General features: G+C 62.9%; 23 protein-coding genes. 14 read left to right on the top strand and 9 right to left on the bottom strand.

Translation table 11 applies throughout. The features are described from left to right. Positions 1 to 203 precede the first annotated feature (203 nt). On the top strand, positions 204 to 680 hold the full coding sequence (locus HNQ60_RS00690; protein ID WP_184329100.1) for a hypothetical protein: 477 nt from the start codon (positions 204 to 206) through the stop codon (positions 678 to 680). 53 nt (positions 681 to 733) lie between these two features. Here the strand turns inward: HNQ60_RS00690 and HNQ60_RS00695 are convergent, their stop codons facing one another. Then, positions 734 to 1,228 carry a hypothetical protein gene (locus tag HNQ60_RS00695; protein ID WP_184329101.1) on the bottom strand — a complete coding sequence of 165 codons (495 nt, stop codon included), beginning with the start codon at positions 1,226 to 1,228 and terminating at the stop codon, positions 734 to 736. Between the two features lie 86 nt (positions 1,229 to 1,314). Continuing rightward, a complete protein-coding gene (locus tag HNQ60_RS00700; RefSeq protein ID WP_221303951.1) occupies positions 1,315 to 2,061 on the bottom strand; it encodes an AraC family transcriptional regulator in 747 nt (248 codons plus the stop codon). Between the two features lie 161 nt (positions 2,062 to 2,222). Between HNQ60_RS00700 and HNQ60_RS00705 the strand changes: the two genes are divergently transcribed. Genes HNQ60_RS00705 through HNQ60_RS00725 form a run of 5 tightly spaced genes read left to right on the top strand, consistent with a single transcriptional unit; the run spans position 2,223 to position 6,992 of the window. Then, positions 2,223 to 3,125, top strand: a complete 903-nt coding sequence (locus HNQ60_RS00705) for a dihydrodipicolinate synthase family protein (protein ID WP_221303952.1) — start codon at positions 2,223 to 2,225, stop codon at positions 3,123 to 3,125. 9 nt (positions 3,126 to 3,134) lie between these two features. Then, positions 3,135 to 4,070 (top strand): proline racemase family protein, encoded by a 936-nt coding sequence (locus HNQ60_RS00710; protein WP_184329103.1) that lies wholly within the window; start codon positions 3,135 to 3,137, stop codon positions 4,068 to 4,070. Then, a complete protein-coding gene (locus HNQ60_RS00715; RefSeq protein WP_184329104.1) occupies positions 4,067 to 5,323 on the top strand; it encodes an NAD(P)/FAD-dependent oxidoreductase in 1,257 nt (418 codons plus the stop codon). Before HNQ60_RS00710 ends, HNQ60_RS00715 begins: the two co-directional genes overlap by 4 nt. Before the next feature lie 40 nt (positions 5,324 to 5,363). Then, positions 5,364 to 6,557 (top strand): M24 family metallopeptidase, encoded by a 1,194-nt coding sequence (locus tag HNQ60_RS00720; RefSeq protein ID WP_184329105.1) that lies wholly within the window; start codon positions 5,364 to 5,366, stop codon positions 6,555 to 6,557. Between the two features lie 33 nt (positions 6,558 to 6,590). Continuing rightward, positions 6,591 to 6,992, top strand: a complete 402-nt coding sequence (locus HNQ60_RS00725; protein WP_184329106.1) for a cupin domain-containing protein — start codon at positions 6,591 to 6,593, stop codon at positions 6,990 to 6,992. 138 nt (positions 6,993 to 7,130) lie between these two features. Here HNQ60_RS00725 and HNQ60_RS00730 read toward each other — a convergent pair whose 3' ends face one another. The 7 genes from HNQ60_RS00730 to HNQ60_RS00760 form a co-directional block, all read right to left on the bottom strand. After that, entirely contained in the window at positions 7,131 to 7,445 is a 315-nt protein-coding gene (locus tag HNQ60_RS00730) for an AzlD domain-containing protein (RefSeq protein WP_184329107.1), read from the bottom strand. Continuing rightward, positions 7,445 to 8,146 (bottom strand): AzlC family ABC transporter permease, encoded by a 702-nt coding sequence (locus HNQ60_RS00735; protein ID WP_184329108.1) that lies wholly within the window; start codon positions 8,144 to 8,146, stop codon positions 7,445 to 7,447. Before HNQ60_RS00735 ends, HNQ60_RS00730 begins: the two co-directional genes overlap by 1 nt. A gap of 134 nt (positions 8,147 to 8,280) precedes the next feature. Then, positions 8,281 to 8,922 carry a 2-dehydro-3-deoxy-6-phosphogalactonate aldolase gene (locus HNQ60_RS00740; RefSeq protein ID WP_184329109.1) on the bottom strand — a complete coding sequence of 214 codons (642 nt, stop codon included), beginning with the start codon at positions 8,920 to 8,922 and terminating at the stop codon, positions 8,281 to 8,283. Beyond that, the gene (locus HNQ60_RS00745) at positions 8,919 to 10,148 is read right to left on the bottom strand and encodes an MFS transporter (RefSeq protein WP_184329110.1); all 1,230 of its coding nucleotides are present in this window, start codon (positions 10,146 to 10,148) and stop codon (positions 8,919 to 8,921) included. Before HNQ60_RS00745 ends, HNQ60_RS00740 begins: the two co-directional genes overlap by 4 nt. 2 nt (positions 10,149 to 10,150) lie before the next feature. Further along, positions 10,151 to 10,873 (bottom strand): IclR family transcriptional regulator, encoded by a 723-nt coding sequence (locus tag HNQ60_RS00750; RefSeq protein ID WP_184329111.1) that lies wholly within the window; start codon positions 10,871 to 10,873, stop codon positions 10,151 to 10,153. A gap of 45 nt (positions 10,874 to 10,918) precedes the next feature. Next, positions 10,919 to 12,088 (bottom strand): mandelate racemase/muconate lactonizing enzyme family protein, encoded by a 1,170-nt coding sequence (locus tag HNQ60_RS00755; protein ID WP_184329112.1) that lies wholly within the window; start codon positions 12,086 to 12,088, stop codon positions 10,919 to 10,921. Then, the gene (locus tag HNQ60_RS00760; protein ID WP_184329113.1) at positions 12,085 to 12,993 is read right to left on the bottom strand and encodes a dihydrodipicolinate synthase family protein; all 909 of its coding nucleotides are present in this window, start codon (positions 12,991 to 12,993) and stop codon (positions 12,085 to 12,087) included. Before HNQ60_RS00760 ends, HNQ60_RS00755 begins: the two co-directional genes overlap by 4 nt. Positions 12,994 to 13,289: 296 nt before the next feature. Here HNQ60_RS00760 and HNQ60_RS00765 point away from each other — a divergent pair, with 296 nt between their 5' ends. The 8 genes from HNQ60_RS00765 to HNQ60_RS00800 all read left to right on the top strand — a co-directional run bounded on the left by HNQ60_RS00765 (position 13,290) and on the right by HNQ60_RS00800 (position 25,542). Further along, positions 13,290 to 15,962: a TonB-dependent receptor gene (locus HNQ60_RS00765; protein ID WP_184329114.1), complete on the top strand. Its 2,673-nt coding sequence runs from the start codon at positions 13,290 to 13,292 to the stop codon at positions 15,960 to 15,962. Between the two features lie 16 nt (positions 15,963 to 15,978). Then, a complete protein-coding gene (locus tag HNQ60_RS00770; RefSeq protein WP_184329115.1) occupies positions 15,979 to 16,710 on the top strand; it encodes an SDR family NAD(P)-dependent oxidoreductase in 732 nt (243 codons plus the stop codon). Continuing rightward, positions 16,694 to 17,614 (top strand): 2-dehydro-3-deoxygalactonokinase, encoded by a 921-nt coding sequence (locus tag HNQ60_RS00775; protein ID WP_184329116.1) that lies wholly within the window; start codon positions 16,694 to 16,696, stop codon positions 17,612 to 17,614. The genes HNQ60_RS00770 and HNQ60_RS00775 overlap by 17 nt, the downstream gene beginning before the upstream one ends. Further along, positions 17,607 to 18,434 (top strand): SMP-30/gluconolactonase/LRE family protein, encoded by an 828-nt coding sequence (locus tag HNQ60_RS00780; protein WP_184329117.1) that lies wholly within the window; start codon positions 17,607 to 17,609, stop codon positions 18,432 to 18,434. The genes HNQ60_RS00775 and HNQ60_RS00780 overlap by 8 nt, the downstream gene beginning before the upstream one ends. Then, positions 18,431 to 19,417: a glycoside hydrolase family 88 protein gene (locus HNQ60_RS00785; RefSeq protein WP_184329118.1), complete on the top strand. Its 987-nt coding sequence runs from the start codon at positions 18,431 to 18,433 to the stop codon at positions 19,415 to 19,417. The genes HNQ60_RS00780 and HNQ60_RS00785 overlap by 4 nt, the downstream gene beginning before the upstream one ends. Then, positions 19,414 to 20,619, top strand: coding sequence for a mandelate racemase/muconate lactonizing enzyme family protein (locus HNQ60_RS00790; RefSeq protein ID WP_184329119.1), 1,206 nt, complete (start codon positions 19,414 to 19,416; stop codon positions 20,617 to 20,619). The genes HNQ60_RS00785 and HNQ60_RS00790 overlap by 4 nt, the downstream gene beginning before the upstream one ends. Positions 20,620 to 20,658: 39 nt before the next feature. Then, entirely contained in the window at positions 20,659 to 23,475 is a 2,817-nt protein-coding gene (locus HNQ60_RS00795) for a hypothetical protein (RefSeq protein ID WP_184329120.1), read from the top strand. Between the two features lie 138 nt (positions 23,476 to 23,613). Continuing rightward, positions 23,614 to 25,542: a hybrid sensor histidine kinase/response regulator gene (locus tag HNQ60_RS00800; RefSeq protein WP_184329121.1), complete on the top strand. Its 1,929-nt coding sequence runs from the start codon at positions 23,614 to 23,616 to the stop codon at positions 25,540 to 25,542. Positions 25,543 to 25,675: the final 133 nt, after the last annotated feature.

The following is a 25,675-nucleotide window of genomic DNA, read 5'->3' on the forward strand; positions in this document are numbered from 1 at the left end:
GTGTGACGCAGGTGCTTTTCGGCAACGATAGCAAACCATATCGTTTAAGGGAAACTGTCCGACAGTAGGGCATGGTGCTTCGTCAACGGACATCCGGAAAGCGGGTGGCGAAAGGCGACGCCAGCCCGCCGAACCATCGGCAGTAATACGGTCTTGGCTAAGCGACGCCGTCGACGACAATGCCGCGCAGGGAGGCATCGAAAATGTCGTTGATCGAAGCATTCGAACTGACGAGCTACATCGTCACGGCGATCGGTCTGCCGGTGGCGATCGCGGTCTTCCTCTACGAACAGCGGAAGGAACGCAACAACGAAGAAGAGGAGGTCTACCAGCTCCTTTCGGACAACTACCAGGACTTCCTCAAAGTCGCGCTGGAGCATCCGGACCTGCGCCTCTTCTCGGCCCTGAAGAGTCCGGAGCTCTCCGCCGAGCAGCGCGAGGTTCAACTCATCATCTTCAGGATGCTGATCTCACTTCTCGAGCGCGCATACATCCTGCTGTACGAGCCGAACATGTCCGCACGACAGGCGCGTCGATGGGCATCGTGGGAGGACTACATGCGTGAGTGGTGCCGACGCGAAGACTTCCGTGATCTCTTGCCGACCCTGCTCGAAGGGGAGGATCAGGAGTTCGGCGCGTACATCAGCGCGCTGGCGAGGCGGGAGTCGGACCGCACGTGAGCCTGGAGACGTCCAACCCTTGGTGATTGGACGCCCCGGGCGCTTCCGGCCGCTCAGCGGATCAGCGGGATTTGTGACGAAATCTTCACCTGGCTGACCAGGCCCAGCCGGCGGTCGATCTGGATGGCGCGGGCGGCGATCCTCGTCGGCACGACCTCCTGGAACTTCTTGAGGTACTTGGCCCGCAGGTCATGGATCTTCTGATCGCGATCGAGCAGCGAATTGATGTACGCGGTTGCGTCGGCATCGTTGAGCGATGCGAAGTGTTCGCGATACGCCATCGCGGCCTTGAGCTGCTCGTCGATGATCGCCTTCTGCTCCTTCTGGAACGCATCGAACATCGGCCAGAACTTGGCGGCCTGATCGCCGCTGAGGGTCAGTCCCTTCGCCATGACATCGGCCGCAGTGGCCTGCATGTCGGTGCGAAACTGCTCCAGCACCTGCTCTGTGGTCGGCGCGGCGGCAGGCTTGGTCGCGGGCGCGTCTGCCGACAACGCCGGAACGGCGACTGCGAGGGCAAACAGAGCCAGGCTGCTCATCTTGTTCATCGGTGTCTCCCTGGGAACGTATACGACACCGGGGAAGGATCACGGCAGACCGCGTTGTGCGGAAGTAACAGCGCGTAACTTACCGTCTAGTCCCGCCCCGCCAGCTTGCGAAACTGCAGCGGCGGCAAACCCACGGTCTGCCGGAACTGCCGTGCGAAGGAGCTTTGATCGGCATAGCCGACTTCGAGCGCGATGGTTGCGATGGGCAAGTCGGTTTCCACGAGCCGATCGCGTGCGGCACTCAGCCGCGTCTTGAGCAGCCACTCACCCGTCGAGATTCCGAACACGCGCTTCATCCGGCGATCCAGTTGATACGGCGACATGTCGGCGGTTGCCGCCATGCTCGCCACTGTGGCTGATGCGGAGAGATTTTCCTGCGCCACCTCGATCGCTGATGCGATGCGCTGAAAGTCCTCGGAGCTGACGTCCGGCATCTTCAGATCCTGGGACACGCCGACGAGACCGATGATGGCGTTGCGCTTGTCGTACAGCGGCAGCTTCGTCGTGAGACACCAGCCTACGTGCCGGGTGTCGTACATGTGCAGCTCCAGAAGGTTCACGAGCGAGCGTCCTCGAACCAGGACCGTGCGGTCCTGCTTTTCATAGTGATCACCGAGGTCGGTGCCGAACAGTTCAAGCGGTGTACGGCCGATGACATCGCTCTTGCTGGTACAGCCGCAACGCTGCACGAGGGTCTCGTTGACTTCCAGGTAGCGACCGCCAGCGTCCTTGATGAAATAGACGATGTCCGGCAGGTGGTCGAACAGCGCAGCCGCCGTGAAAGGATCGCGCAGATGGCTGAGAAACGAGGCGATTTTGGGGGCGGCGTCCACGGCAAAATTATGCCAAAACTTCAGTGGCGGGTTCACCGATTGGCAAGACGGGGCCGGCGGGTTACTCCTATTATCGCGGCCTGACGTCTCCCCACACCTACTCCTCTCCCGCGCCCATGCAGCAATCCACACCGTTGTTCTCCGGATGCATTCCGGCCCTGATGACCCCGGTCACTGCTTCGGGTGAGCCCGACTATGACGCGCTTGCCGCCAAGGGGAGGGAGCTGGTCGATCTTGGAATGCGCGCAGTCGTCTACTGCGGCTCGATGGGTGACTGGCCGCTGCTCACCGACGAACAGCGCAAACTCGGCGTCGAAGCACTCGTGGCGAAGGGTGTGCCGGTCATCGTTGGGACGGGAGCGCAGAGCACCGCGCGTGCCGCATCATTCGCAGCGCATGCGCGCAAGTGCGGTGCGCAGGGGCTCATGGTCATTCCTCGTCTGCTGTCTCGGGGAATTTCGCCGGATGCTCAGCGTGGGCATTTCGCACGCGTGTTGACGGCGGCGGAGGGATTGCCGGCAGTCATTTACAACAGTCCTTATTACGGCTTCGAGACGCGCCGCGAGCTGTTCTTCGATCTGCGTCGCGAGCACTCGAACCTCGTGGGTTTCAAGGAGTTCGGCGGCGGTGCTTCGCTGACCTACGCCGCGGAGCACATTACCAGCGGTGATCCAACGCTGACGCTGATGGTGGGCGTCGACACGCAGGTCGTGCACGGCTACGTGCGGTGCGGAGCCAAGGGTGCGATCACTGGTGTCGGCAATGCGCTGCCGCTGCAGGTCCTGCGGCTGATCGAACTCTGCGTCGAAGCGGCGAAGGGGAGTGTGCAGGCATACCGGCACGCGGCGGAGCTCGATCAGGCGCTGAGCGTGCTGTCGAAATTCGATGAAGGAACGGACCTGGTGCTCTATTACAAGCATCTGATGGTGCTTGCGGGCAATCCCGAGTACACCCGGCACATCAACGCCGAGGATCGATTGAGTCCCACGCAGAAGGCGTTTGTAGAGGATGCCTGGAATCGCTTCCAGACCTGGTGGAAGGAATGGCCGGCACGCAAGGCGTGAGGATGCACGATGCGCTTCATTGACTCGCACACCGAGGGTGAACCGACCCGAGTGGTGATCTCGGGTGGCCCCGACCTTGGCGGCGGTAGCCTCAGGCAGCAACTGGACCGCTTCGCGCGTGACTTCGACGATGTCCGCAGGGCATTGATCCTCGAGCCGAGAGGGTCAGAGGCGTTGGTCGGCGCGTTGCTGTGTCCGCCCACGGATCCGAGCTGCGACGCCGGCGTCATCTTCTTCAACAATGCTGGCTTTCTCGGCATGTGCGGACACGGCTCCATCGGCGTCGCTGTGACGCTGGCGTATCTCGATCGGGTGAAAGGCTCGCAGCTCAAACTCGAAACGCCAGTAGGCGTCGTGTCACTCGAGATGCTCGGACCGAACGAAGCATCGCTGCAGAATGTCCCGAGCTACGTACACCAGGCGGGAGTCACGATTGCGATCGACGGCTATCCGCCACTGCGGGGCGACATCGGCTGGGGTGGGAACTGGTTCTTCCTCGTGGACTGGACGCACACGCCGATACGGCCGGAGCTCATTCCGAAGCTGACGCAGGTTTGCCTGCAGATTCGGCGGGCGCTGGAGGAGCGGGGCATTACCGGAGCGAACGGCGGAGTGATCGATCACATCGAGCTATTCTGCGCCGCCGATGACAGCGGCGCGGACAGTCGTAACTTCGTGCTCTGCCCGGGTGGCGAATACGATCGTTCGCCGTGCGGCACCGGAACCAGCGCCAAGCTCGCTTGCCTGGCGGCGCACGCAGAACTGAAGCCCGGCGAGATCTGGACCCAGGAGAGCGTCATCGGTGGGCGTTTCCAGGCGAGCTATCAATTGAATGCAGAAGGGCGTGTCGTGCCCACCATTCGCGGGCGTGCGTACATCTGTTCCGAAGGCACGATCGTGCGGCAGCCCAACGATCCGTTCATCAACGGTATCCCTTCCAAGTGAGCTCCTCGCCGAATCAAGTGCTGGTGATCGGGGCCGGCGTCGTCGGCATTGCGTGTGCTCACTATCTGCATCGCGCCGGTTTGAAGGTCGCGCTGATCGACCAGGCAGAGCCGGGGCAGGCCTGCTCGTTCGGCAACTGCGGACTGATCTGTCCGAGTCATATCCTGCCGCTGACGATGCCCGGCGCCGTGGGGAAGGGGCTGCGCTCGCTGTTCGATCAGCAAGCGACTTTCCGCATCAAGCCTCAGGCGCGACTGGCGCTGTATCGCTGGTTGTATCAGTTCGCTCGACGCTGCACCGCTGAACAGGCGAGACAGTCCACGCTGAATCTGCAGCGCATTCTCGATGCTTCGATGGCTGAGTATCGTGGGCTCCTCTCGTATCCACGGATCGCTGCAACCTGGCGCGAAGGCGGCACGCTTTGCGTATTCCGTTCGGAGCACGCGCTGCAGGAGTACGAAGCTTCCGAGGTGGTGCTGCAGCGTGAGCTGGGCGTCGGAGCCGAGCTGCTGGACGCAGCTGCAATCAACAAGCTGACTCCAGGCATATCGCCGCACGTACGCGGTGGAGTGCTCTTTCGCGGTGACGCCTTCGTTCAACCAGATCAGTTGACGAGCAGCTGGCTCGCGCAATTGAAGGCTGACGGCGTGACGGTGCTGGAGAACACGGCCCTGCAGGGCATTTCCGTCGCCGGCCCTCGCATCAAGTCAGTCGCAACCTCCAAAGGCGACCTGACGGCGGATCAATATGTGTTCGCACTCGGCTCGTGGAGCCCGCAACTCAAGCAGTGGCTGGGCGTGAACATCCCGATCGAGCCTGGCAAGGGTTACTCTGTTCTGGTCGATCGCCCCGTCAACACGCCATCGTTGCCCGTGCTTTTCCCTGAGCGCAACATCGTGGCGACACCGTTCGCTCAAAGCGTGCGCCTCGGGTCGATCATGGAATTCGCGGGCTATGACGGCTCGATTCCAGAATGGCGCGTGAACCAGTTGATCGGCGCGGCAGCGGACTACATCGAAATGCCCGTTGACCGGTCGCCGCGCCAGCGCTGGACGGGGTGGCGTCCGATGACGTGGGACAGCTTGCCGATCATCGGCAGGCCGCGACAGCTGGGTAATGCATTGATCGCAGCCGGCCACAACATGCTGGGCATGACGCTTGCGCCGGCGACCGGGCGCTTGATCGCCGATCTTGCGATGGAACGTGCGCCGTTCATCGATTCGCATGCGTATTCGCCCGATCGTTTCGGATGAGCTGACGACTGACACTACGCGAAAGATTGGGAGACGAATCATGAGTATCGGCGGATCGACAGTCGCAGCCGAGCTGGCTGACATCAAGGTCAATCGTGCCGCGCCGCCGGCGATCAGTGCCGATGAACGCCTGCGCCGGCTCGAACGAGCACGACGCCTGACACGCGACTCCGGCGCGGATGCATTGCTCATCGGTGCAGGCGCGAGCCTGCGGTACTTCGCCGGTGTTCCCTGGGGCGCCAGCGAGCGTCTCGTTGCGATGATCCTGCCGGTCAATGGCAAGCCTGTGTTCGTTTGTCCCGGCTTCGAGAAGGGTTCGCTCGAAGCCGTGCTCGAGATCGAGGCGGACATCCAGTTGTGGGAAGAGGACGAGAATCCATTCACGCTCGTCGCGTCCTCATTGCGCGCCTGGCATTCGACGGTTGTTGCAGTCGACCCTGCGTTTCCCTTCGAAATGGTTGGCCGGCTCTGCGCCGCGGCACCGGCATTGCGGCTTCAGGATGCGTCGCCGGTCGTAAACGGTTGCCGCATGTACAAGTCGCACGCGGAATTGGCGCTCATGCAGCATGCGAAGAACCTCACGCTCGAAGTACATCGCCGGGCAGCGCGGGTTCTGGCACCCGGCATCTCGACCGGAGAAGTGCGCCGCTTCATCGATGACGCGCATCGCGCGCTCGGCACTGCCGGCAGCAGTTTCTGCATCGTGCAGTTCGGTGAAGGGACTGCGTATCCGCACGGCCTGCCGGGCGAACAGCGATTGCGCGAAGGCGACGTTGTCCTGATCGACACGGGCTGCAGCGTTGAAGGCTACAACTCCGATATCACACGCACGTATGTGTTCGGCAAAGCGACCGACGAACAGCGCCGAATCTGGGATCTCGAACACGCGGCCCAGGCAATGGCGTTTGCGAGCGCCCAGCTGGGCGTCGAATGCCAGGCTGTCGATGCTGCTGCCCGTGAGTTGCTCACTCGTGCGGGCCTCGGTCCGGACTACCAATTGCCGGGCTTGCCGCATCGTACGGGCCACGGAATAGGACTCAGCATTCATGAACCGGCTTACCTGGTGCGCGGCGATCGCACGCCGCTCGCTCCCGGAATGTGCTTCTCGAATGAACCGATGATCGTCATACCCGGCCGCTTCGGCGTCCGGCTGGAGGATCACTTCTACATGACGGAGCAGGGGCCGAAGTGGTTCACGCTTCCGTCGACGTCAATCGATGCGCCGTTCGGTTAGCGAATCCGTTCAAACGCGCGCGCGGAGATCTCCATGAAAATCTCTCGAATCATTCCGGCTTCGGTCCTCGTCCTCGCGGGCAGTGCCGGATTGATCACTGCAGTGGCGCAGCAACCGGGCATCAAGCGCACCGAGCTGCAACGCCACGATCTCAGCACCCCGGGCCGCGAGATGATCCAGGTGCGAGTCGACCTGGACCCGGGAGTGACGTTCCCTCTGCATTCGCATCCGGGTGAAGAGATCATCTATGTGCTGGAAGGCGTGTGGGAGTACGAGGTCGAGGGGAAGGGCAAGATCACCGTGAAGGCAGGCGAAGTCCTGTTCATCCCGGCTGGCGTGAAGCACGGAGCGAGGAACGTCGGGAGCACGAAGGGTTCAGAGCTCGCGACGTACATTGTCGAGAAAGGGAAGCCGCTCGTCGTACTCGCGCAGTGAATGTCATTCCTGCGCACGCGGAATCCATGCCTTTCGCAAGATGGATTCCCGCTTTCGCGGGGATGACGGAGCCGCTCGAATGACGGAGCCGCTCGAATGACGGAGCCGCGGGAATGACGGCAGCGCGGGGCGGGCCGGTTACTGCGCGACGCCCGCGGCTCTGAGCGCCGCCGCAGTCACCGCGCCGACAATCACGACTCCAAGAAATGGCGCTCGCAGCGCCAGCGCAACAGCCGCGACAATCAACGATCCCGCACGCGCATCGAGTGCCAATGTCTGCCCGGCGCTGAACGCATTCATCGCAGTAAGTGATGCGAGCAGACCGATCGTCAGCGTCGCGGCGACATAGTTCATGCGCTCGTTCTGCAGCAGATGCGCGGGAACGAGATAGCCAGAGAACTTCGTGACGTAGGCCACGAAACTCGCCAGAAGAATCCATCCCCATAACGACATTACGAGCGCTCCTCCGAACCGGCCGCGAGTTGCGCTCTCGGTTCGTGTCGCAACCATCCCCAGACTGCGGCTACAACAGCAGCGATGAGAATCGGAACTCCGGGCGCCGTGAGCGGTACGACTGCCACTGTCACTACGGCACAAGCGACGGCGATCGCGACCGGCTCCCGCCCGCGAAGTCGCGGCCACAGCAAGCCCAGGAATGCGGCGACCGCGGCACCATCGAGACCCCAGCGTTTCGGGTCGCCCATCGCATCTCCGAGCACCGCCCCGAGTGCCGTGAATAGATTCCACAGAATGTAGATGCCAGCACCCGCCGCCCAGAAGCCGCGTCGCTGCTCGTCGGCATCGGCCTGTGCTGCCGCTGTCGCGGTCGATTCATCGATTGTGATTTGCGCGGCAGTCAGTCGCCGCCAGCCACGCGGGCTGAGCATGCGATTGATCTGCATCCCGTAGACTACGTTACGCACGCCGAGCAAAGCGGCGGCTCCGAATGCCGCTGAACCCGTGCCACCACCACCGATGACCCCAATGAATGCGAACTGCGATCCGCCTGTGAACATGAGGACGCTCAATGCGATCGTCTGCCAGACGGTGAGTCCGGAAGCGACGCTGAGCGCACCGAAGGAAATGCCGTAGAGGCCGGTCGCCACCGCGATCGACAGGCCCATCCGGAAGGCAGGAGATGCCCGGAGTTTCATCGGACTGATTCTGCACAGGAATGGGGTCGCCGGCCACGTCCGGCGGTTTAGCTGGACGGCTGCATCGAGTCGCCCCGGACGGCGATGGTCGGCCGTCTCCTATATCTATATGTGGCCGCGAGGTGCGGCCGGGCTCAGGTGTCGTGAGCCGCTCGCAGTGCAGCCACGAACTTCTGCGCTCCCATGCCCACTTCCGAGGCGTTGAGGCCCGTGGAGTACAGCGCAGATCCGAGGCCGAAGCCGGCTGCCTGGGCTTTGACCCAGGGCGCGAGATTCTCTGGTGTGATGCCGCCTACGGGAATCAATCGCGTGCCGCGAGGGAGCACTGCGCGCAAGGCGTTCACAACCGCAGGTTGAAAGGCCTCCGCCGGAAACAGCTTCAGTGCAGTAGCGCCGGCATCGAGTGCTGCAAACGCTTCGCTCGGCGTGGCGATGCCAGGCAGCGATACCAATCCAGCTCGAGATGCGGCAGCAATAACCTGCAGATTCGTGTTTGGCGAGATGATCAGCGTGCCACCCGCTGCAGCGACTTGCGATACCTGCTCCACCGACAGAACCGTGCCCGCGCCAATCACAGCGCGGCCAGCGAAGGCCGATGCAAGCCGCGAGATGCTTTCGAGCGGATCAGGCGAGTTCAATGGCACTTCGATGATGCTGAAGCCCGCGTCGACCAGCGACTCACCAATGGCGACGACTTCATCGGGTCTTGCGCCGCGAAGGATCGCGATGAGCGGGCAGCGCTTGAACGCTGCATCGAAAGCGGCAACGTGAGTCACTGTCTGCTCCGCGTCGAGATCCAGGCGATGAACCAGGCGACGGGATGCAGCGCGCCCATCAGCAGGAACACGCGATCGTAGTTGCCGGTGCTCGCGAGCTGACCAACCACGTGAGTCGAAGCAAATCCGCCAAGTGCGCTGCCGGCCGCGATGAGACCAAATACCGTCGCGACGTGGCTCATCGGATATCGGTCGACGACCAGCGCACCGATGTTGATCTGGAAGACCAGGTGCGCGAATGCAACGAGCGCGGCGATCGCGAGCGTCGGACCGATGTGGAGATTGAGTGCAATCGCCATGCCGAACGGTGCGAGCGCGGCCGCACAGGCCATCGCGATGATCCGGCTGCGTTGCGGGGCGATGCCGGAGCGGATCAACCGACCGGAAAACCAGCCGCCGCCGATGCTGCCGACATCAGCCGCGAGATACACGATCCATGCAAGGCTTGCGACCTGGATCAGTCCCATGCCGCGCTCATCGGTCAGATACTTCGGGAACCAGAAAAGGTAGAAGTACCAGACAGGGTCCGCGATCAGCCGCGCCGTGGCCAGGCCCCAGACGCTGCGATCGCGCAGGATCGGACCCCATCGGATCGGCTCCTTCGTTCGCGCGGGCTCTGCGCCATCTGGCGAGCGATAAACGACCAGCCAGATCGCGAGCCACACGAATCCCGCAGCGCCGGTGATGATGAAAGCAGCGCGCCAGCCGTATTGCAGGGCCAGGAAGGCGATGAGCGGCGGCGCAATGGTGGCGCCGACCATTGCGCCAGCTGTATAGATGCCGATGGCGAAGCCGCGTTGCTCGGACGGGAAGTGCTCAGCGACGGCTTTCGGACCGGCTGTGTAGACACCGGGTTCGCCGATTCCGAGCATGAGTCTCGCGAAGCCCAGTTGCGCGGCGTTGCGCACCCAGCCGGTCGCCATGTTCGCCAGCGACCACCAGCCGAGAAACAGCGCGAGCGTCCACTTTGCGCCGAGCTTGTCGGTGACCCAGCCTGCGCCGATGTATGAGATGGCGTACGCAATCAGGAAGTACTGCACGATGCGCGCATAGCCCGCATCGTCGATGCCGAGATCCTTCTGCACCTGAGATGCGAGGATGGACAGCGTCTGCCGATCGACGTAGTTGAGAACGGTCGCTGCAAAGAGCAGCGCGAGGATCGCCCAGCGAAGTCTGCCGGAGTGGGTGGCTTCGGAAGGTGACGCCGCAGTCAAAGGCTCCTGCATCTCTACCCGCCGATCTCTGTTGCCGCTGCGCGCAGTGCTTCGATCAGAGGCGCGGTAGCGGCCTCAGGAATCCAGCCCGACATCGCAACGCCTGCATGCGCAGGATCGCCGGTCGATAGCGCGACGATGTGATGATCACGATCGTCGGCGACATGCACGCGCGCGTAGCCCAGCCGACGGACTTCGGCGAGCTTCGCGAGCAACTGTTCGATGCCTTCGGGGAACATGGGGATGTCACGGCCCTGGTACAGCTCGCGTATGTCGGCATCGTCGTATTCGGAGAGCAGTACGATGCCGATGCCGCTGGTCGTGGCAGGAAGCAGACCGATACGACCGAGACCTCGCGAAGCTTCGAGACCCGGCGGTGCGTGAAACAGATAGCTGACGTTGTCCTGCCAGAGCACGCCGAGTGCGACTGTATGGCCGAAGCGGCGCAGGTTTTCGAGGACGGGCAGGGCGTTGCGAATCAGGCCGGATGCGAACAAGCTCTGCGCCGCCAGCACATGCATGCCGGGGCCAGCGGTGTATTTGCGATCGGCCGTCTGGCGCGCGATGCCGAGGTACGCGAGCGTCTTCAGGAGCCGATTGACCTTCACCGAATCGATGTTGAGGCGCCGCGCCAGTTCGCGACAGCCGACGGGATCGGGCGAGGTCGCGAGCGCCTGCAGCGTGGCGATACCATCGATCAGGCTCTTGTTCGGCTGTGCGTTGAGTTTGGGTCGCATGTCAGCGGTCGTCCGTGGGCGGCGATGCGTTGATTCGAGTTGTTGTCACGTGATGCGCTCGGCGAAGTCCCAGAGCCGCGCGTTCGGAGCCGCGCCCAGACCGGGACCTGTCGGCAGCACGTAGGCACCGCCGGCGTAGCTCATGTCGCTGTCGAGCAGAGCCAGGTTCCGCTCGAACACGGAGTGCTGCCATTCATGCTTCCACAGGTGAGGCAATGTTGCCGAGACTTGCAGGCTCGCTGCAAGGAATAGTCCGGTGCCGATCGTCGCATGCGGCGCGATCGCGGCCTTGTGGCCGGCGCCCAGCCGGGCGATGCGCTGAAACTGGGTGATGCCGGTGTGTCCCATTTCCGGCTGCAGGAAGGCGATCGGACCGGCCGCAAGGCGGTTGGCCGCCTCGTAGGCGGTGTACCACTCTTCGCCTGCAGCGACCGGCAGTGAGCTTTCGCGCCCGATCCGGGCGAGCCCTGCGTGGTCTTCCGGCTTGACAGGCGCCTCGATGAAGAACGGCCGATAGGGTCTCAGCGCTTCAATCAGTTCGAGCGCTTCCGCTGCCGAAAATTTCCAGTGCATGTCGATCATGATCTGCGCGTCGGCGCCGAGCGCTCGGCGCAAGGCCGCCATTTCAGCCACGATGCCCTCGTGACTCACGACGGCGGCGAACTTGAATGCGCGATGACCTTCTGCGTGTTTCGCGACGGCCAGTGCGACGCGTTCATCGAGCGTGGCAGCCGGCAGGCCGGAGAGATAGCCGGGAACTGTCTTGTTCGCCGTCGGGCCGAGCAGGTCGCGGATCGGCAGACCGCGCTGCTTGCCATGGAGATCCCATAGCGCGATGTCGATTGCCGCAATCGCATCCACATGGAAGCCGCCGCTGCAGCCTCGCACGCGCATCAGTCCGTACAGCTCATCCCAGATGCTTTCCACATCCGCAGGATTTGCACCGAGCGTTACCGGAGCGAGCAGGTCATTGATGATTTCGCAAGTCGCGCGCGGCGCGCAGATGCCGTAGGTCTCGCCCCAGCCGATCGTTCCATCGTCCGCAGTCACGCGCACGACGATCGAACGATCGACCGTCGGGTAGATCGTTCCGTTCCCACGCCTTACGACGTAACCGCGCGTGTTGATGTGCTCGCCCGCAGCCAGTGGGCCGAGATACGGCGTGTCACGCGGCAGCGTGACGATGAACGTTTCGATGGAAGCGACGCGGCTCACGCAGCAGCCTCGAGGGGCATCAGGTCATCCAGCCGCGCAACGAGTGCATTGAATTCCATCCAGTCGTAACGATCGAACTCCGGTCCCGGAGCGCGTACGAAAGTGCTTTCGATCAATCCGCGGCGCTGAAGAACGGCTTTCGTGAGGCGCCACCGGAAGATCGCCTGCATGTTGAGCAGCGGCAATGTGCGCTCGAAAAGATCGCGTGCGCCTGCCTCATCGCCGCGTTCGAATCGATCGAACATGGCGACGTGCAGCTCGGTGATTTCGCACGCCGGCATCGTTCCCTTTGCACCACGCAGCAATTCGTCGATGACGTAGCGTGCGCCAGCACCGCCGAATACGGCGCGCAGTGAATCGCCGGCCAGTTCAGAGAGGCGGGTGATGCGCTGTCCCGAGGGCGGTGCTTCTTCTTTCACGTAGCGAATGCCGTCCACGGCCTTGGCCAGCTCGGCGACTTTCTCCAGCGACAAACCGATGCCCATCGGGGCCGGCGCGTTCTGCAGCATGATGTCGATACCGGAGCCGTCATGCACGGCGCGATAGAAATCACGCATGCCGGCGGGGTCATCCGCGAATGTCTTCGGTGTGAGGATCATCGAAGCGGCTGCGCCGGCTTTCGCTCCAGCCGCAGCGTATGCGATGGCGTCATCTGTCGACGCAGCGCTTGCGCCGACGACGAAAGGCACGCGACCGCCGATCCATCCGCCGAGCAGCTGGGTCAGGTGCAGGCGCTCATCGCGAGTGAGTGTGTCGTATTCGCTGGCCAGGCCGGGAAACACGATGCCGCGTGCGCCTGCGCCGATGATGTAGTCGACCACCCGCCGCGTGCCGGCTTCGTCGATCGCTCCCGACGTCGTGAAGATGGTGGGAAGGATCGGCAGAACGCCGCTCAGAGTCGCCATGCTCGAATGCTCCTGGAACGCCGCGCTTCGCGGCCAAGTGTTGCTATATGTGCAAGATGCATCGCCGGGAGGGAAGATGTCAATGCTGACCCAGGGCGCGATGCGGCATCGTCTATCCAGCTGGAAAGGCTGAAAATATGCTGCGGGCAGCGCTTCTGCGCCCTGGTTGTCATGAAAGACCCTCATCTCCCGACTATTGCTTTGTCATTGTCGTTGCTATATTAGTATCACATCATCGACACTGCCGGAACACGTCGCATCCGAGCAGCGCATTGAGCAAACCGGGGGAATTGATCGTGAAGAAGAACCTGCCGAATCGTTTTTTCTCAAGCGTGGCGTACTCGATTTTGAGTCCGGCGGTGCTGCTTGCCGGCGTCGCTCATGCGCAGAGCGCCTCCGAGAATGTCAGCGCCGGCTCCGAGGGCTCGGGCGTTGAAGAGGTGGTCGTCACTGGTATTCGCGAAAGTCTCAACAAGGCTCGCGACATCAAGCGCGAAGCCACGCAGTTCGTCGACGCCATCGTGGCCGATGACATCGGCAAGCTCCCCGATCGCAACGTGGCCGAATCACTTGCCCGCGTTTCGGGCGTGCAGGTCGATCGCGGTATCGCCGAAGGCAGCAGCGTTTCGGTGCGCGGCCTGCGCCAGAACGTCTACCTGTTCAATGGCCGCCAGATCATCGATCCGACGGGACGCGGCGGTGCAGGCCTCGACACGCTGGGCAGCTCCACATACGGATTGCTGTCACTGGTTCCTTCTGAACTGATCGCACGTCTGGAGCTCACGAAACTCGCAAGCTCGGACCAGATCGCCGGTGCGCTGGGCGGCATCGTCGACGTGCAGACACCGATGCCGCTCGACGGTCCGGATCGTCTCGGCGCCAAGGTCGGTGGGGTCTACTACGATCAGGCTTCGGAAGGCGGCTACGAAGGCTTCGTGCTCGCCTCGCACAAGTTCGCTGACGACACGCTCGGCGTTCTGGTCTCGGCGTCGTACAACAATCGCGATCTGTCGCAGCAGGGCCTGGATACGTTCTCGGGCTACTCGCGCTTCACCGACGGCACCGGCACGGTGCGGTTCGGTCACTCCGATGCGCGTCCCGAAGAGATCGCCGAGAACCGCGAGAACGTCGGCCTCAACGCTGTAGTGCAATGGCAGGCCACCGACAGCGTCCAGCTGATCGCCGACACCTTCTATTCGAAGCTCGAGTCGGATCGCAATCGCTGGTGGTTGTCGTTCACGCCGACCGCTGGCCTGAGCAATGCAACGTACTCGCCCAACAACATTCTGTTGTCGGGAACGGCGACGGGGCCTGTGCTCACGAACACGGAGTTCCTCGATACGGATGCCGACATCCTGTCTTCGGCGCTCACGGCCAAGTTCGATGTGACCGATCGCTTCCGCGGCAGCGTCGAGGTCGACTACACCGAATCTGCCTCGACGGCCCATCAGATGTACTTCCGCCTGCAGCCGATCGTCGGTATCACCCCGACGGTCAACTTCGATTTCACTGCCGGCGATCTCGGCTCCTATCAGATCAGCGGCATCGATCTGAGCGATCCGGCGCAGCTTCGCTACACGATCCTCTTCGATAACACGTACGACGTGCAGAGCGAAGACAAGGTCGTTCGCACGGATTGGACTTACGATCTGGACGGCGGCTTCCTGAAAGGCGTGAGCGCTGGCGTTCGCTACGACGAGATCGATTCCGAGCAGAATCCAAAGCGTGCGGACATCCGGCCAGCGGGCGGTATTCCGGCGACCTCGCTGTCGCGCTACCTGACGCTGCATTCCAACCCGGATTTCGCTGACGGCGAGTTCGCAGGTCTGCCGCGTTCATTCGTCGCCGCGAATTCGCTGGTGAGCAGTTGCTCGGCATTCACCGACGTGCCTGCTATTTCCCAGAACGTGCAGTGCCTGGATCCGCGCAACAACACGAATGCGCTGTCGAGCACGTTCGAGATCAAGGAACAGTTCACCGAGAGCTACGCCAAGCTCGACTTTGCTACCGACATCGGCAGTTCCGGTCTCTCGGGCAACATTGGCGTGCGCTATGTGGGGCGTGACCTCGAGTCGATCGGCAATCAGATCGCCCCCACGGGCGGTGCGATACCGAGCACCTTCGAGCGTTCGGACTCCGACGTGCTTCCATCGGCGGTTGCGAAACTCGAGGTGAACGATGATCTGGTCTTCCGCCTCGGTGCTGCGCGAGTGATCGCCTATCCGAACACGGTCGATCTCAACAGCGGTGTGACGCTGGCGAACAACGCGGTTTTCGTTGGCGGCGTGCAGACCGTCCTCGGTACCGGCAGCGGCGGCGCACCGGATCTCGATCCCTTCAAGGCGGATCAGGTGGACCTTTCGGCGGAGTACTACTTCGGCGGCCAGGCGCTGGTTTCGCTCGGACTCTTCTATAAGGATGTGTCGACCTTCATCGTCCAGCAGCAGAGCCCGGAAACCTACGGCGGCGTGAACTACCTGATCAACCGCAAGGTCAACGGCGAGGGTGCCGAAGTGCAGGGCGTCGAGGCCCTGGTGCAGCTGCCGTTCTACTTCCTCCCGGGCGCATGGGACGGATTCGGTGTCATCGCGAGCTACTCGTATATCGATTCCAGCACGCCGATCAAGGACGTGGCTGGCCGCACGCTGCCGTTGCCCGGCCTGTCGCCGAACAACGTGAATCTCGTCGGCTACTACGAGAAGGGCCCCGTCAGCGTACGACTCGCCTACAACTGGCGCGACGACTACCTGCTCGGTCTCTCGGCAGCCGCTACCGGCATCTACAACAGTCCGTATACCGACGTGTCGGCTACCCTGCGGTACGATCTGACTTCGAACGTATCGCTGGGATTCGAGGCGCTGAATCTGCTCGACGAGAAGCAGCGCACGTACGATGGTGTCGAAGAGGCGCTGCGTACCAACCTGTATTTCGGGCGAATCTACAAGGCGAACGTCAGTCTGAAGTTCTGACAGCCGGAGAGACGCCTTGAAACAGTTGAGCGGTCATGTCGCGCTGGTTACCGGCGCGGCGAGCGGCATCGGTGCGGCGATCGTCAGGCGATTCCAGGATGAGGGCGCACGCGTCGCCGGGATGGACGTAAGTTCCGGCTTCGCGAGCGACCTCAACCTGAGTGCGGATCTGCGATCGACGGAGGCGCTGGAGAATGCGCTGAAGCAAATGGTCTCGTCGATCGGCGCGCCGACCATTCTGGTTCATGCCGCGGCTGCGAGCTTCCCGGGTGGCGTGCTCGATACACACCCTTCGACGTTTCTCGACCTCTACGATGTCAATGTTGTTGGTGCAGCCAGGCTCCTGCAGCTCTGTGCTCCCCAGATGACTGAGCGCGGCGGATCGGTCGTCGTGCTGTCGTCGATCAACGCCGGCTTCGCGACGCCCAGTCTCGCGGCTTATGCGGCGACCAAGGCCGCACTCAACAATCTCGTGCAGACGGCCGCGCTCGAACTCGCGCCCCGCAACATCCGCATCAACGCTATTGCACCGGCGAGTATCGATACGCCGGCACTGCGTGCTTCGTTCGCTCGCAGTGGGGATGCCGAGGACGCGCGGGTCCGCAACATCGGGCGGCATCCGCTCGGACGACTGGGCACGGCGGAGGAGGTGGCGGATCTTGCGCTGTTCCTCGCTTCCGATCGTGCGCAATGGATCACAGGGTCGGTTTACGCTATCGACGGAGGTGCCGGTGTCACACGGCGCTGAGTCCGACACATTTGTCGGCATCAACTGGGGCAGTACGAATTTTCGCGCCTTCCTGATTTCCTCGGAGGGCAGGGCGATCGACGAATACTCGGCGCCGGCCGGTGTCACTGCGCTCGATCGCAGCGGCATGGCTGCGATGATGGACGAGCTCACATCGCGCTGGCCGCGAACCGGGCCGGTTTACGCTTCCGGCATGATCGGTTCGAACGTGGGCTGGATCGAAGTGCCCTATGCGCAGGCTCCGGCGGGTCGCACCGATCTGGCGGCAGCGGCAGTTTCAACGCAGATCGGCAATGTGCCTGCGCACATCGTGCCCGGCATCACTTGTCGACGCAGCTTCGACGGTGCGCCGGACATCCTGCGCGGAGAAGAAATCGAGTTGCTGGGTCTCGCCGCATTGCGCGTCGTTGATGGATGGGTCGCGCTGCCGGGCACACACACCAAGTGGGTACGCCTGGAGGGCGGTCGGGTGCTCGACTTCTTCACCAGCATGTCGGGTGAGATTTTCGATCGACTGACAGCGAAGGGGCTTCTCGCCTCGATCGTGGCGGGCGACGCTGCAGACGGTGAGGCGTTCCACGCGGGCGTCACCGCCGGTCGTGCACGTCAACTGAGTCTCGGAACGCTGCTCTTCGGTGCTCGTGCAAGGGTGATGCGCGGCCTGCTCGCGAAGCCTGATGCTGCCTCTTACATTCGCGGGCTGCTGATCGGTTCAGAGATCGCCGACGCCCTGGCTGTGTATCCAACGCTCGTGAACGGCGTCGTTCCTCTCGTCGGCAACGGTCCGCTCTGTGCCCTGTACGCGAGTGCGCTGCGCTCCGTGGGCGTGTCGAGTGAACCTGTGGAATCCCGCGCGGCCTGTGTGCGCGGATTCTATGCACTGCATCGGGCGCGTCATGGCTGACGCGCCAACGGTTCGTCTCATCAGCGATGCCGGCGCCACCATCGGCGAATCCCCGGCCTGGCTGGGCGACCGGGTGCGTTGGACCGATCCGGTGTCACGAAGGCTGCTCACGGTATGGCAGGGCGAACTCGATTCGATCGAGATGTCCGCCTCGATCTGGTCGCTCGCTGCATGGCCTGATGGCGGACTGATCGGATCGCTCGACGATCGCTTCTGCTCGGTTGGCGCATCGGGCGAGATCGATGCGGGCCCGGCAGCCGCAATCGACGCTGGCTGCCGCTTCAATGACATGACGGTCGATCAGAGCGGCGGCCTGTGGGTCGGCATGATGCACCGGGGCATTCTTTCGACACGCGGCGCGATCTTTCACGCACCTTCGCTGCGGGATCAGCCACAGCGCGTCGCGCGGGGACTTGGCGTCCCGAACGGCATGAAGTTCTCCGCCGATGGCCGCACGCTGTATGTCGTCGACACGCTCGAGCGAACTTTGCTGGCTTACCCCGCAAACGCCGGTGCGTTGGGTGAGCCGATCATCGTTTCAGATTTCCTCGGTCTGGCGGGCAAGCCCGACGGAATGACCATCGCTCCCGATGGAACGTTCTGGGTAGCGATGTGGGGCGGCAGTTGCGTGGTGCAACTCGCAGCCGACGGCGCCTATCTGCGCAGCATCGCGGTTCCTGCGCCGCACGTGAGCAGCGTGTGCTTCGCGGGATCGAATCGACTCCTTGTTACAACCTCGCGCATGCGGCTGAGTCCGCAGGCGCTGATCGACCGCCCCGCCTCGGGCGGATTGTTCGAAGTTCTCCTGGAAGCCGCATGAGTCGCGAAGAACTACGGGCCGTCGCCGATGTCGCGATGCGCTGGAACTACCGGGTCTGGGGCTTCGGCGAAGCGATCGCGCTTCGCGGTCTGATTCGCACCGGTGATCTGCTCGGTGATGCGGCGCCGCTCGGCTTTGTGCACGGAATACTACGAAGCTGGCTGGGGCGCGGCGTTGGCCGCACGAATGAAGATCACGTCGGTGCCGGTAGGGAGCTGCTCGAACTCTATCGACGCACCGGCGATCCGCAGTTCCTCGATGCCGCGCGCAAACTCGCGGCGCTGAATGCGGGCTTTCCGAGTGGACCGAACGGCATCCGCTATCACCGTGGTGATACGTCCGGCTGGCGCTGGCAGATCTGGGTCGATTGCATGGACGTCGATGGCCCGTTTCTAGCGGCACTCGCGCGCGAGACGGGTGAGGAACACTACTTCGATCAGGCCGTGAGCGAGTTGCTCGGCTATGCGCGAACACTGCAAGCCGACAGCGGATTGCTGTTTCACGGCTTCGAGCGTGATTGCGGAAGGAACGGCGAACTGTGGGCACGAGGCAATGGCTGGGCATTGATGGGGCTCGTCGACACGCTCGCGTTGCTCCCACGGACTCACGTTGCGTGGCCAGAGTTGCATCAACGAACGCTGGCGCTCTGTGACGCGCTCGCACTTACGCAGTGCCCGAGTGGCCTGTGGCACACGGTGATCGACGATCCTGCGACCTACCAGGAATCGACGCTCGCGACGATGGCGGCCTATGCGCTTCGCGAAGGCAGCAAACACGGCGTGCTCGATGCGACTCGTTACATCGAGATGGAGCGCAAAGCCCGCGCAGCGATGCATTCGCAGATCGCCCCTGATGGGACGCTCGCGTTGGTGAGCGATGCCACGCCGGTGGGTGCGCGACACGTCTACGCGACGCGACCCTTCGGCACATTTCCCTGGGGCCAGGGCCCTCTCTTGCTGGCGCTTTGTCAGGAGGCTGCATGAAGATCGTGAAGGTCGAAGCGTTCCCCATCCAGGCGGAGCCGATCGATAGCCGCGGCTACTGGGGCAGTCGCGCCTGGGGTTCGGTTCGGGCCGCCGGTCAGGCGGAGCTGTCGACTGAGTATCCGGTTCCGCTGCGCCGCCGCTTCGTCTACTCGAAGACGATCGATACTGTCATCGTGCGCATCGAAACCGACAGTGGCCATGTCGGCTGGGGTGAAGCCAAGGCGCCGGTTGCGCCGCAGGCCACGGCAAAGATCATCGACCTGCTGCTCAAAGACATTCTCATCGGTGCGGATCCGCGCGACGTTCTAGTGCTTTGGGAGCGCATGTACGCGGGGATGCGCGTGCGCGGCCATCGAGCCGGCTTCTATATAGAAGCGATTGCAGGCGTCGACATCGCGCTCTGGGATCTGGCAGGGCAGGCTGCGAATGCGCCGATCTCCACGCTGCTTGGTGGGAAGATGCGCGAAAGCGTGCGCGTCTATGCGTCCGGCATTCCCTCGCTGCCGATCGAAGCGCCGGACGAGGCGGTCACAGGGCTTGTCGATGAGGCGCGCGGGCTGCGCAAGGACGGATACACAGGCGTGAAGATGGCGATCGGTCGCGGAGTGCGAGGGGATCTGCGCACTATCCGTGCGATCCGCGATGCGCTGGGTGACGACTTCACGATCTACGCCGACGCGGCCGGCGTCTACTCGCGGGCCGATGCGATGCTGATCGGCGAGGCAATGCAGGAGCTCGGTGTCGGCTTCTTCGAGATGCCGATTCCGCCCGAGGACGTCGAAGGCTACGCCGAGCTGGCACAACGGCTGTCGATTCCCATCGCTCTCGATTCGATCATGACGCGGCATGAAACCGTGGAGCTGATCCGCAATCGCGCGATCGACATCGTGCAGCCCGACGTGTGTCGCGCCGGTGGTATCACGGAATGCCGGCGCATCGCCGAGCTGGCGGATTGCTTCGGGCTCGCGTTCCAGCCGCACGTCAGCATCGGCTCTGCTGTGCATGTGGCGGCCAGCGCGCATCTCGCGGTCGCCATGCCGAACAGCATCGTGTGCGAATACTGGATCGGCAAGAACCCGATTGGCGCGTCGATTGCGGCGACGCCTGCGGAAGTGAAGGATGGTTATCTGTTTGCTCCGGCCGGCGCAGGCCTGGGTATTGGGCTGGACGCCAAAGCGCTGCTTCGTCACGCGGTCTGATCCGCGTCCCGCTCATCTGACTTTCGTCGAGGTTGAAGAATGAAGAACCGGACTCGCGGTCTCTCCTGCGTCCTGCTGTCCCTCACCGCATTCGCAGCCAGCGCACAACAGGCGCCGTCCTATCGGATCAGCTCTTCCTCCGCCAATGCCGTCACTATCGAGCGCGACGACAAACGCGCAACGTTTGAACCTGTCTTTACCGTGATCCGCGCCGATGCGGATCCGCAGCTGGGCTTGTCGCACTTCGCTTCGACGCCGGGTGAAAGCCTCGAAGGCGTGAACGTCGAGAACTATCCGTTGCCGAGGTGGCGCGCCGCGAGCGGCAACGGCTTCACTGACGTTGTCTATGACGCGGGCGTGGTGACGAGCATTCGCGCGACCAGCAGTCGCCCGCTCGATGGCGGTGGTGTTGCATGGACCTTCGCATCTGATCCGAACTTCACGCTGGACGCTGAAGTCCGTCCTGTCTCCGGCGAGTCGCCGCGTATTTCATGGAGATTCACGGCCCGCAAGCCTGGCTGGTACACGGTCGGGTACACAGGCGCGCCAGCGAGTGATCCGTCGGCCGACGACGCGTTCCTCCAGCCCTTGATCTGGCAGGAGAAGCGCTTTCCGCGCGCGCCCTTGATGACGGCAGAAAGCATGGGCGGCTTGCCGCTGACGCTGGTGACCCGCGACAAGATGACCTACGGCCTCAGCGTCGATCCGCGCGAAAGCCCGTATCGTCTGCCGACGATCGCGAATGCGCGATTCGGTGTCGTGCTGCGCAATCTCAAAGGCGAAGCGCAGCCATCGGCGTTCGCGCCGCTGCTCGGCCAGACGGATTCGAAGTTCGCAGCAGGGCAGAGTGCGACGTTCGCGGTCCGGCCCGTGATCGTCGCCGGCGATGTGAATGATGCGTTCGCCGAAGTCGCACGGACTCTCTTCGGATTCGCCGACATCCGTCAGAACGTCGATCAGTCCCTCAACGCGACGATCGACGGCATGGTCGACTTTGCGATGGACGATGCGCATTCGGGCTGGAACGCGGATCTCAGGGGGTTCGACTACAACACCGATGTCAAGGGAACGGTGAAAGTCGTCTCCGCGCTGCATCCGCTGGCGCTCGCGCTGATTCAGGACGATCCGGAGATATATCGCCTGCGTGCGCTGCCGATCACCGAATTCCTGATGTCGCGCACGAAGTACCTCTACAACGCGCTGCCGGAAGAAGCGGGTCAGAACGCCGCACGCGACATGAAGGGCCCGGCTGCGGAAGTTTCCGAACTCGCCGAGCTCTATCAGATGTCGCACGGGCAGACGCCGGTCTTCCGTCACTACGCGCTGGAGCTCGCCGGCAAGCCGCGTCGGTTGAATCTGCTGATGGTGAGTGATGGCGCGACGTTCTGGGATGAACTCGCCCTGTACAGGCTCACTGGGGATGCGGCGCGCCTCGCGAAAGCACGCACCCTTGCGGATGCGTACATCAAGGCACGCATCGACACTCCGCAGCGCGACTTCAGCGATGTGCATCTCGACAAGGGCGGACAGTTCTGGTCGGACTTCGCACCACGCTTCGTCGAGTTGTTCGAGCTGTGGCAGGAGACGAACGAGCCGCGCTATCTCGCCGCTGCCCGCGCGGGCGCTCGCAGCTACGCAAGCTACGCGTGGTATTTCCCGAAGATTCCGCAAGGTGACGTCACGGTCGATCGTGGCGGCATCGCTCCTGTCGGGCTGTTTACTGCGAAACCTGATGACAAGGGCATCCCGACCCCGGAGGTTGCGCTGCCGGCATGGCAGGTCTCGCAGATCGGACTCACACCGGAAGCGCAGACGACGTATCACCTGAATCCGGGCGTCTTCCTCGCGCATCAGGCTGCCTACGAATTGCGCATTGCTGCGGCGACGAATGACACGTTCCTGCACGATGCCGCGCGGTCGGCCATCGTCGGTCGCTACAAGACCTATCCGGGCTACGACATCAACGTCAGGTTCTCGAATGTCTACGCCCGCCAGGACTTCCAGAATCGTCCGTTCGCGCAGCTCAACTACAACGAGATCTACTACAACCACGTCTGGCCGCACATCGCACTGCTGACCGACTACCTGATGTCGGACTTCGAGACCCGATCGAAGGGCGCCATCCTGTTTCCCGCGCGCTACGCGCAGGGCTATGCATATCTGCGCAGCAAAGTGTACGGCGATCGAGCGGGCAAGTTCATGGGTGAAGAGAATGTTCACTTGTGGATGCCGCGGCACATCGTCAGCACCGACGATCCGCAGGCGAACTATCTCACCGGCTACGGCAACGGGCGCTTCTATCTCGCGTTGAGCAATGAGTCCCCGAAGACCCGGTCCGTGACGGTCACACTCGACCGTGAACGAGTTCCGTACGTACCCGGCCGCAGCTACTCGGCGCGGGTATGGACCGATGGCAAGCCGTCGGGTACGGCGACAGTGGTGAACGGCATCGTCAAACTGCAGCTGTCTGCGAAGGGACTGACTGCAATCGCGGTGGATGACCTGCCTGTGTTCAAGCGCCTGCACGCCGACTACTTCGCGGATACCAGCAAGAAGACGAGGGCTGGCGGCAACGGCTTCCGGACGGACAAGACGCCGGTCGGCGACGCGACCGCGATGTTCCTTTCATTCGCAGGGCAGCGGGACTTCTACCTGTGGACGTCGGCCTCGGACAGCGATGTCCGCGAGGTACGCGCGACGCTGAAAGACGGACGATCGGAGCGCAAGCTCGCGGACCGAGTTCATCCATTCGAGTTCAGCGCGCCGACCGGTGCGGATGCGATCGAGTATCGCCTGGAGTTCGTGCGCACAGATGGAACGGTCGTCGACGGGGGGTGGCAGACGCTGAGCCGTTGAGAGTCCGGCGCCTCACCGTCGGCAACCTTTACGATTGCTGCACGGCGAGAATCCTCCTAAGAAGAAGACGCAGGTTGCGAGCGCAGGGCCGGGCGTATCATGCGGCGGAAAGTCCGTTTTTCCGAACAAAACGTACCCATGGCCGACTCAGCCGATCGCGATCGGGAGTTACGGGAGGCGCTGCGCCTCGCCGGCTTTGGCGTGTGGCGGTGGGACACGACCACCAACGCCATGGAATGGGATGCGCGCATGCACGCGCTGTACGACTTGCCGTCCGGCACTTTCGGGGGCAAGCCGATGGATGCCATCAACCTGATGCACCCCGAGGATCGCGAAGGGATCCTCCAGCAGATGAAGCAGCCGACGGAGCTGCGTCCGGCGTTCATGGAAGTGAGGGTTCTCCGGGCGGATGGGAGTGTCCGCTGGCTCAGTGCCAGCAGCAGTTTCGTCGGGGCGGCCGCCGCGGGAGGGGTGTTTGCCGGGGTCGTGTGGGATACGACGGAGCGTCACGCGATGGTGCAGTCGCTGCGCGCGAACGAATCGCTGCTGCGACAGGCGCAGCGTCTGGCCAAGCTTGCGACCTGGACCTGGACCGCAGACGAAGGCACGTGCTGGTCCTCGGGCATGTTCGAACTCTATGGTCTTCAGCGAGGTCCGGTGCCGACGGTGGCGGAGCACATGGCGCTGCTACATCCCGACGATCGTCCGCGGGTGCAGCGGGAGTACATCGATGCGTTGAGATCGAACGAGTCGCTCGCGCGTCACGAGTTTCGCATCATCCATCCTGATGGAAGCGTTCACCATCTTTCGTCGATGTTCCAGATGGAGCGAGACGAAGTCGGCAAAGTGCATTCCGTGCTCGGCGTGGTGCAGGACATTACCCTGCAAGTGATGGCCGCGCAGGAACGAGTGGAGCTCGAAGCGCAATTGCAGCAGGCTCAACGGCTCGACGCACTCGGCAAGCTGGCCGGCGGCATCGCGCACGACTTCAACAATATCCTGCTGGCCATCGGCGGCAACGCACAGTTGGCGCTGGAGGATTGTTCGCCCGACAGTCCGCTGCGATTGAATCTCCAGGAGATCGAGAAGGCACGTGCACGCGCGAGCGGACTGGTACGTCGCATCCTGACCTTCGCTCGCCCCTCTGCGCGCGAGCAGCAGCCCACTGCCATCGAGTCAGTGGTCAACGAAGCTCTGAACCTGTTGCGTGCGGTGCTGCCTGCCATGATCGAGCTGCGTCCAAATGTACAAGCATCGCTACCGAAGATCATGGCCGATGCCGGACAGATTCATCAGGTGGTAATGAATCTGGTGACGAACGCGGCGCAGGCCATCGGCGAGCGGGGCGGAGTCGTGCACGTATCTGTCGATCAGGTGGAAGCGGAGTCAGCGTCGTACATCCGGTTGACGGTTCGCGACAGCGGGCCGGGAATGGATGCAATGACGCGTGCTCGCATGTTCGAGCCATTCTTCACGACGAAAGGCACAGGAGGAACCGGTCTGGGCCTCGCAGTCGTGCACGGGATCGTGCAGGGACACCGCGGCACTGTCGACGTGACAACTGAGCCAGGTGTGGGCACGAGCATCGAAGTGTTGCTGCCCATCAGTCATGCGTCGCAGAACGCGGATGCAGACGTGGCACGAGTTGCCCGACCCGGTCAGCGCCAGCACGTGGTCTATGTGGACGACGAGGAATCCATAGTCTCCCTCGTCGCGCGTGCGCTCAAGCGCTGGAACTACCGGGTGACGACGTTCACCGACCCGCTGCTGGCACTCGCCGCGATCCGCGAACATCCGAGCGATTTCGACGCAGTCATCACCGATCTTGCAATGCCTCGCATGACAGGGTTCGAACTCGCCAGCCTGATCGTGCAGCTCCGCCCGGAGCTGCCCATCGTTCTGGTATCGGGGCACTTGCTGGACGAGGAACGCGCGAGAGCCTACGAGGCTGGCGTTCGGGCGATAGCGCTCAAGCCGAATGCGATCGAGGAGCTGCCGCACTTGCTCGATGACATCTTCAACAAGGAAGGAAACGGCATGCAGCAGGATGCCTCCCGCGGTGGATAGCCTGTGTCGTTGGTCCAGCACTGCTGAAAGAAACAACTACAGCGCAGCCCGCTACATACGACCGATCGTTCTGCTGAGCACATACGGATGCAGGTCAATGGAACTCGTCGCTTGGGTACGGGTTCAGTCCCTG

It is taken from the genome of Povalibacter uvarum (assembly GCF_014202975.1).
In the GTDB taxonomy this organism is placed as follows: domain Bacteria; phylum Pseudomonadota; class Gammaproteobacteria; order Steroidobacterales; family Steroidobacteraceae; genus Steroidobacter; species Steroidobacter uvarum.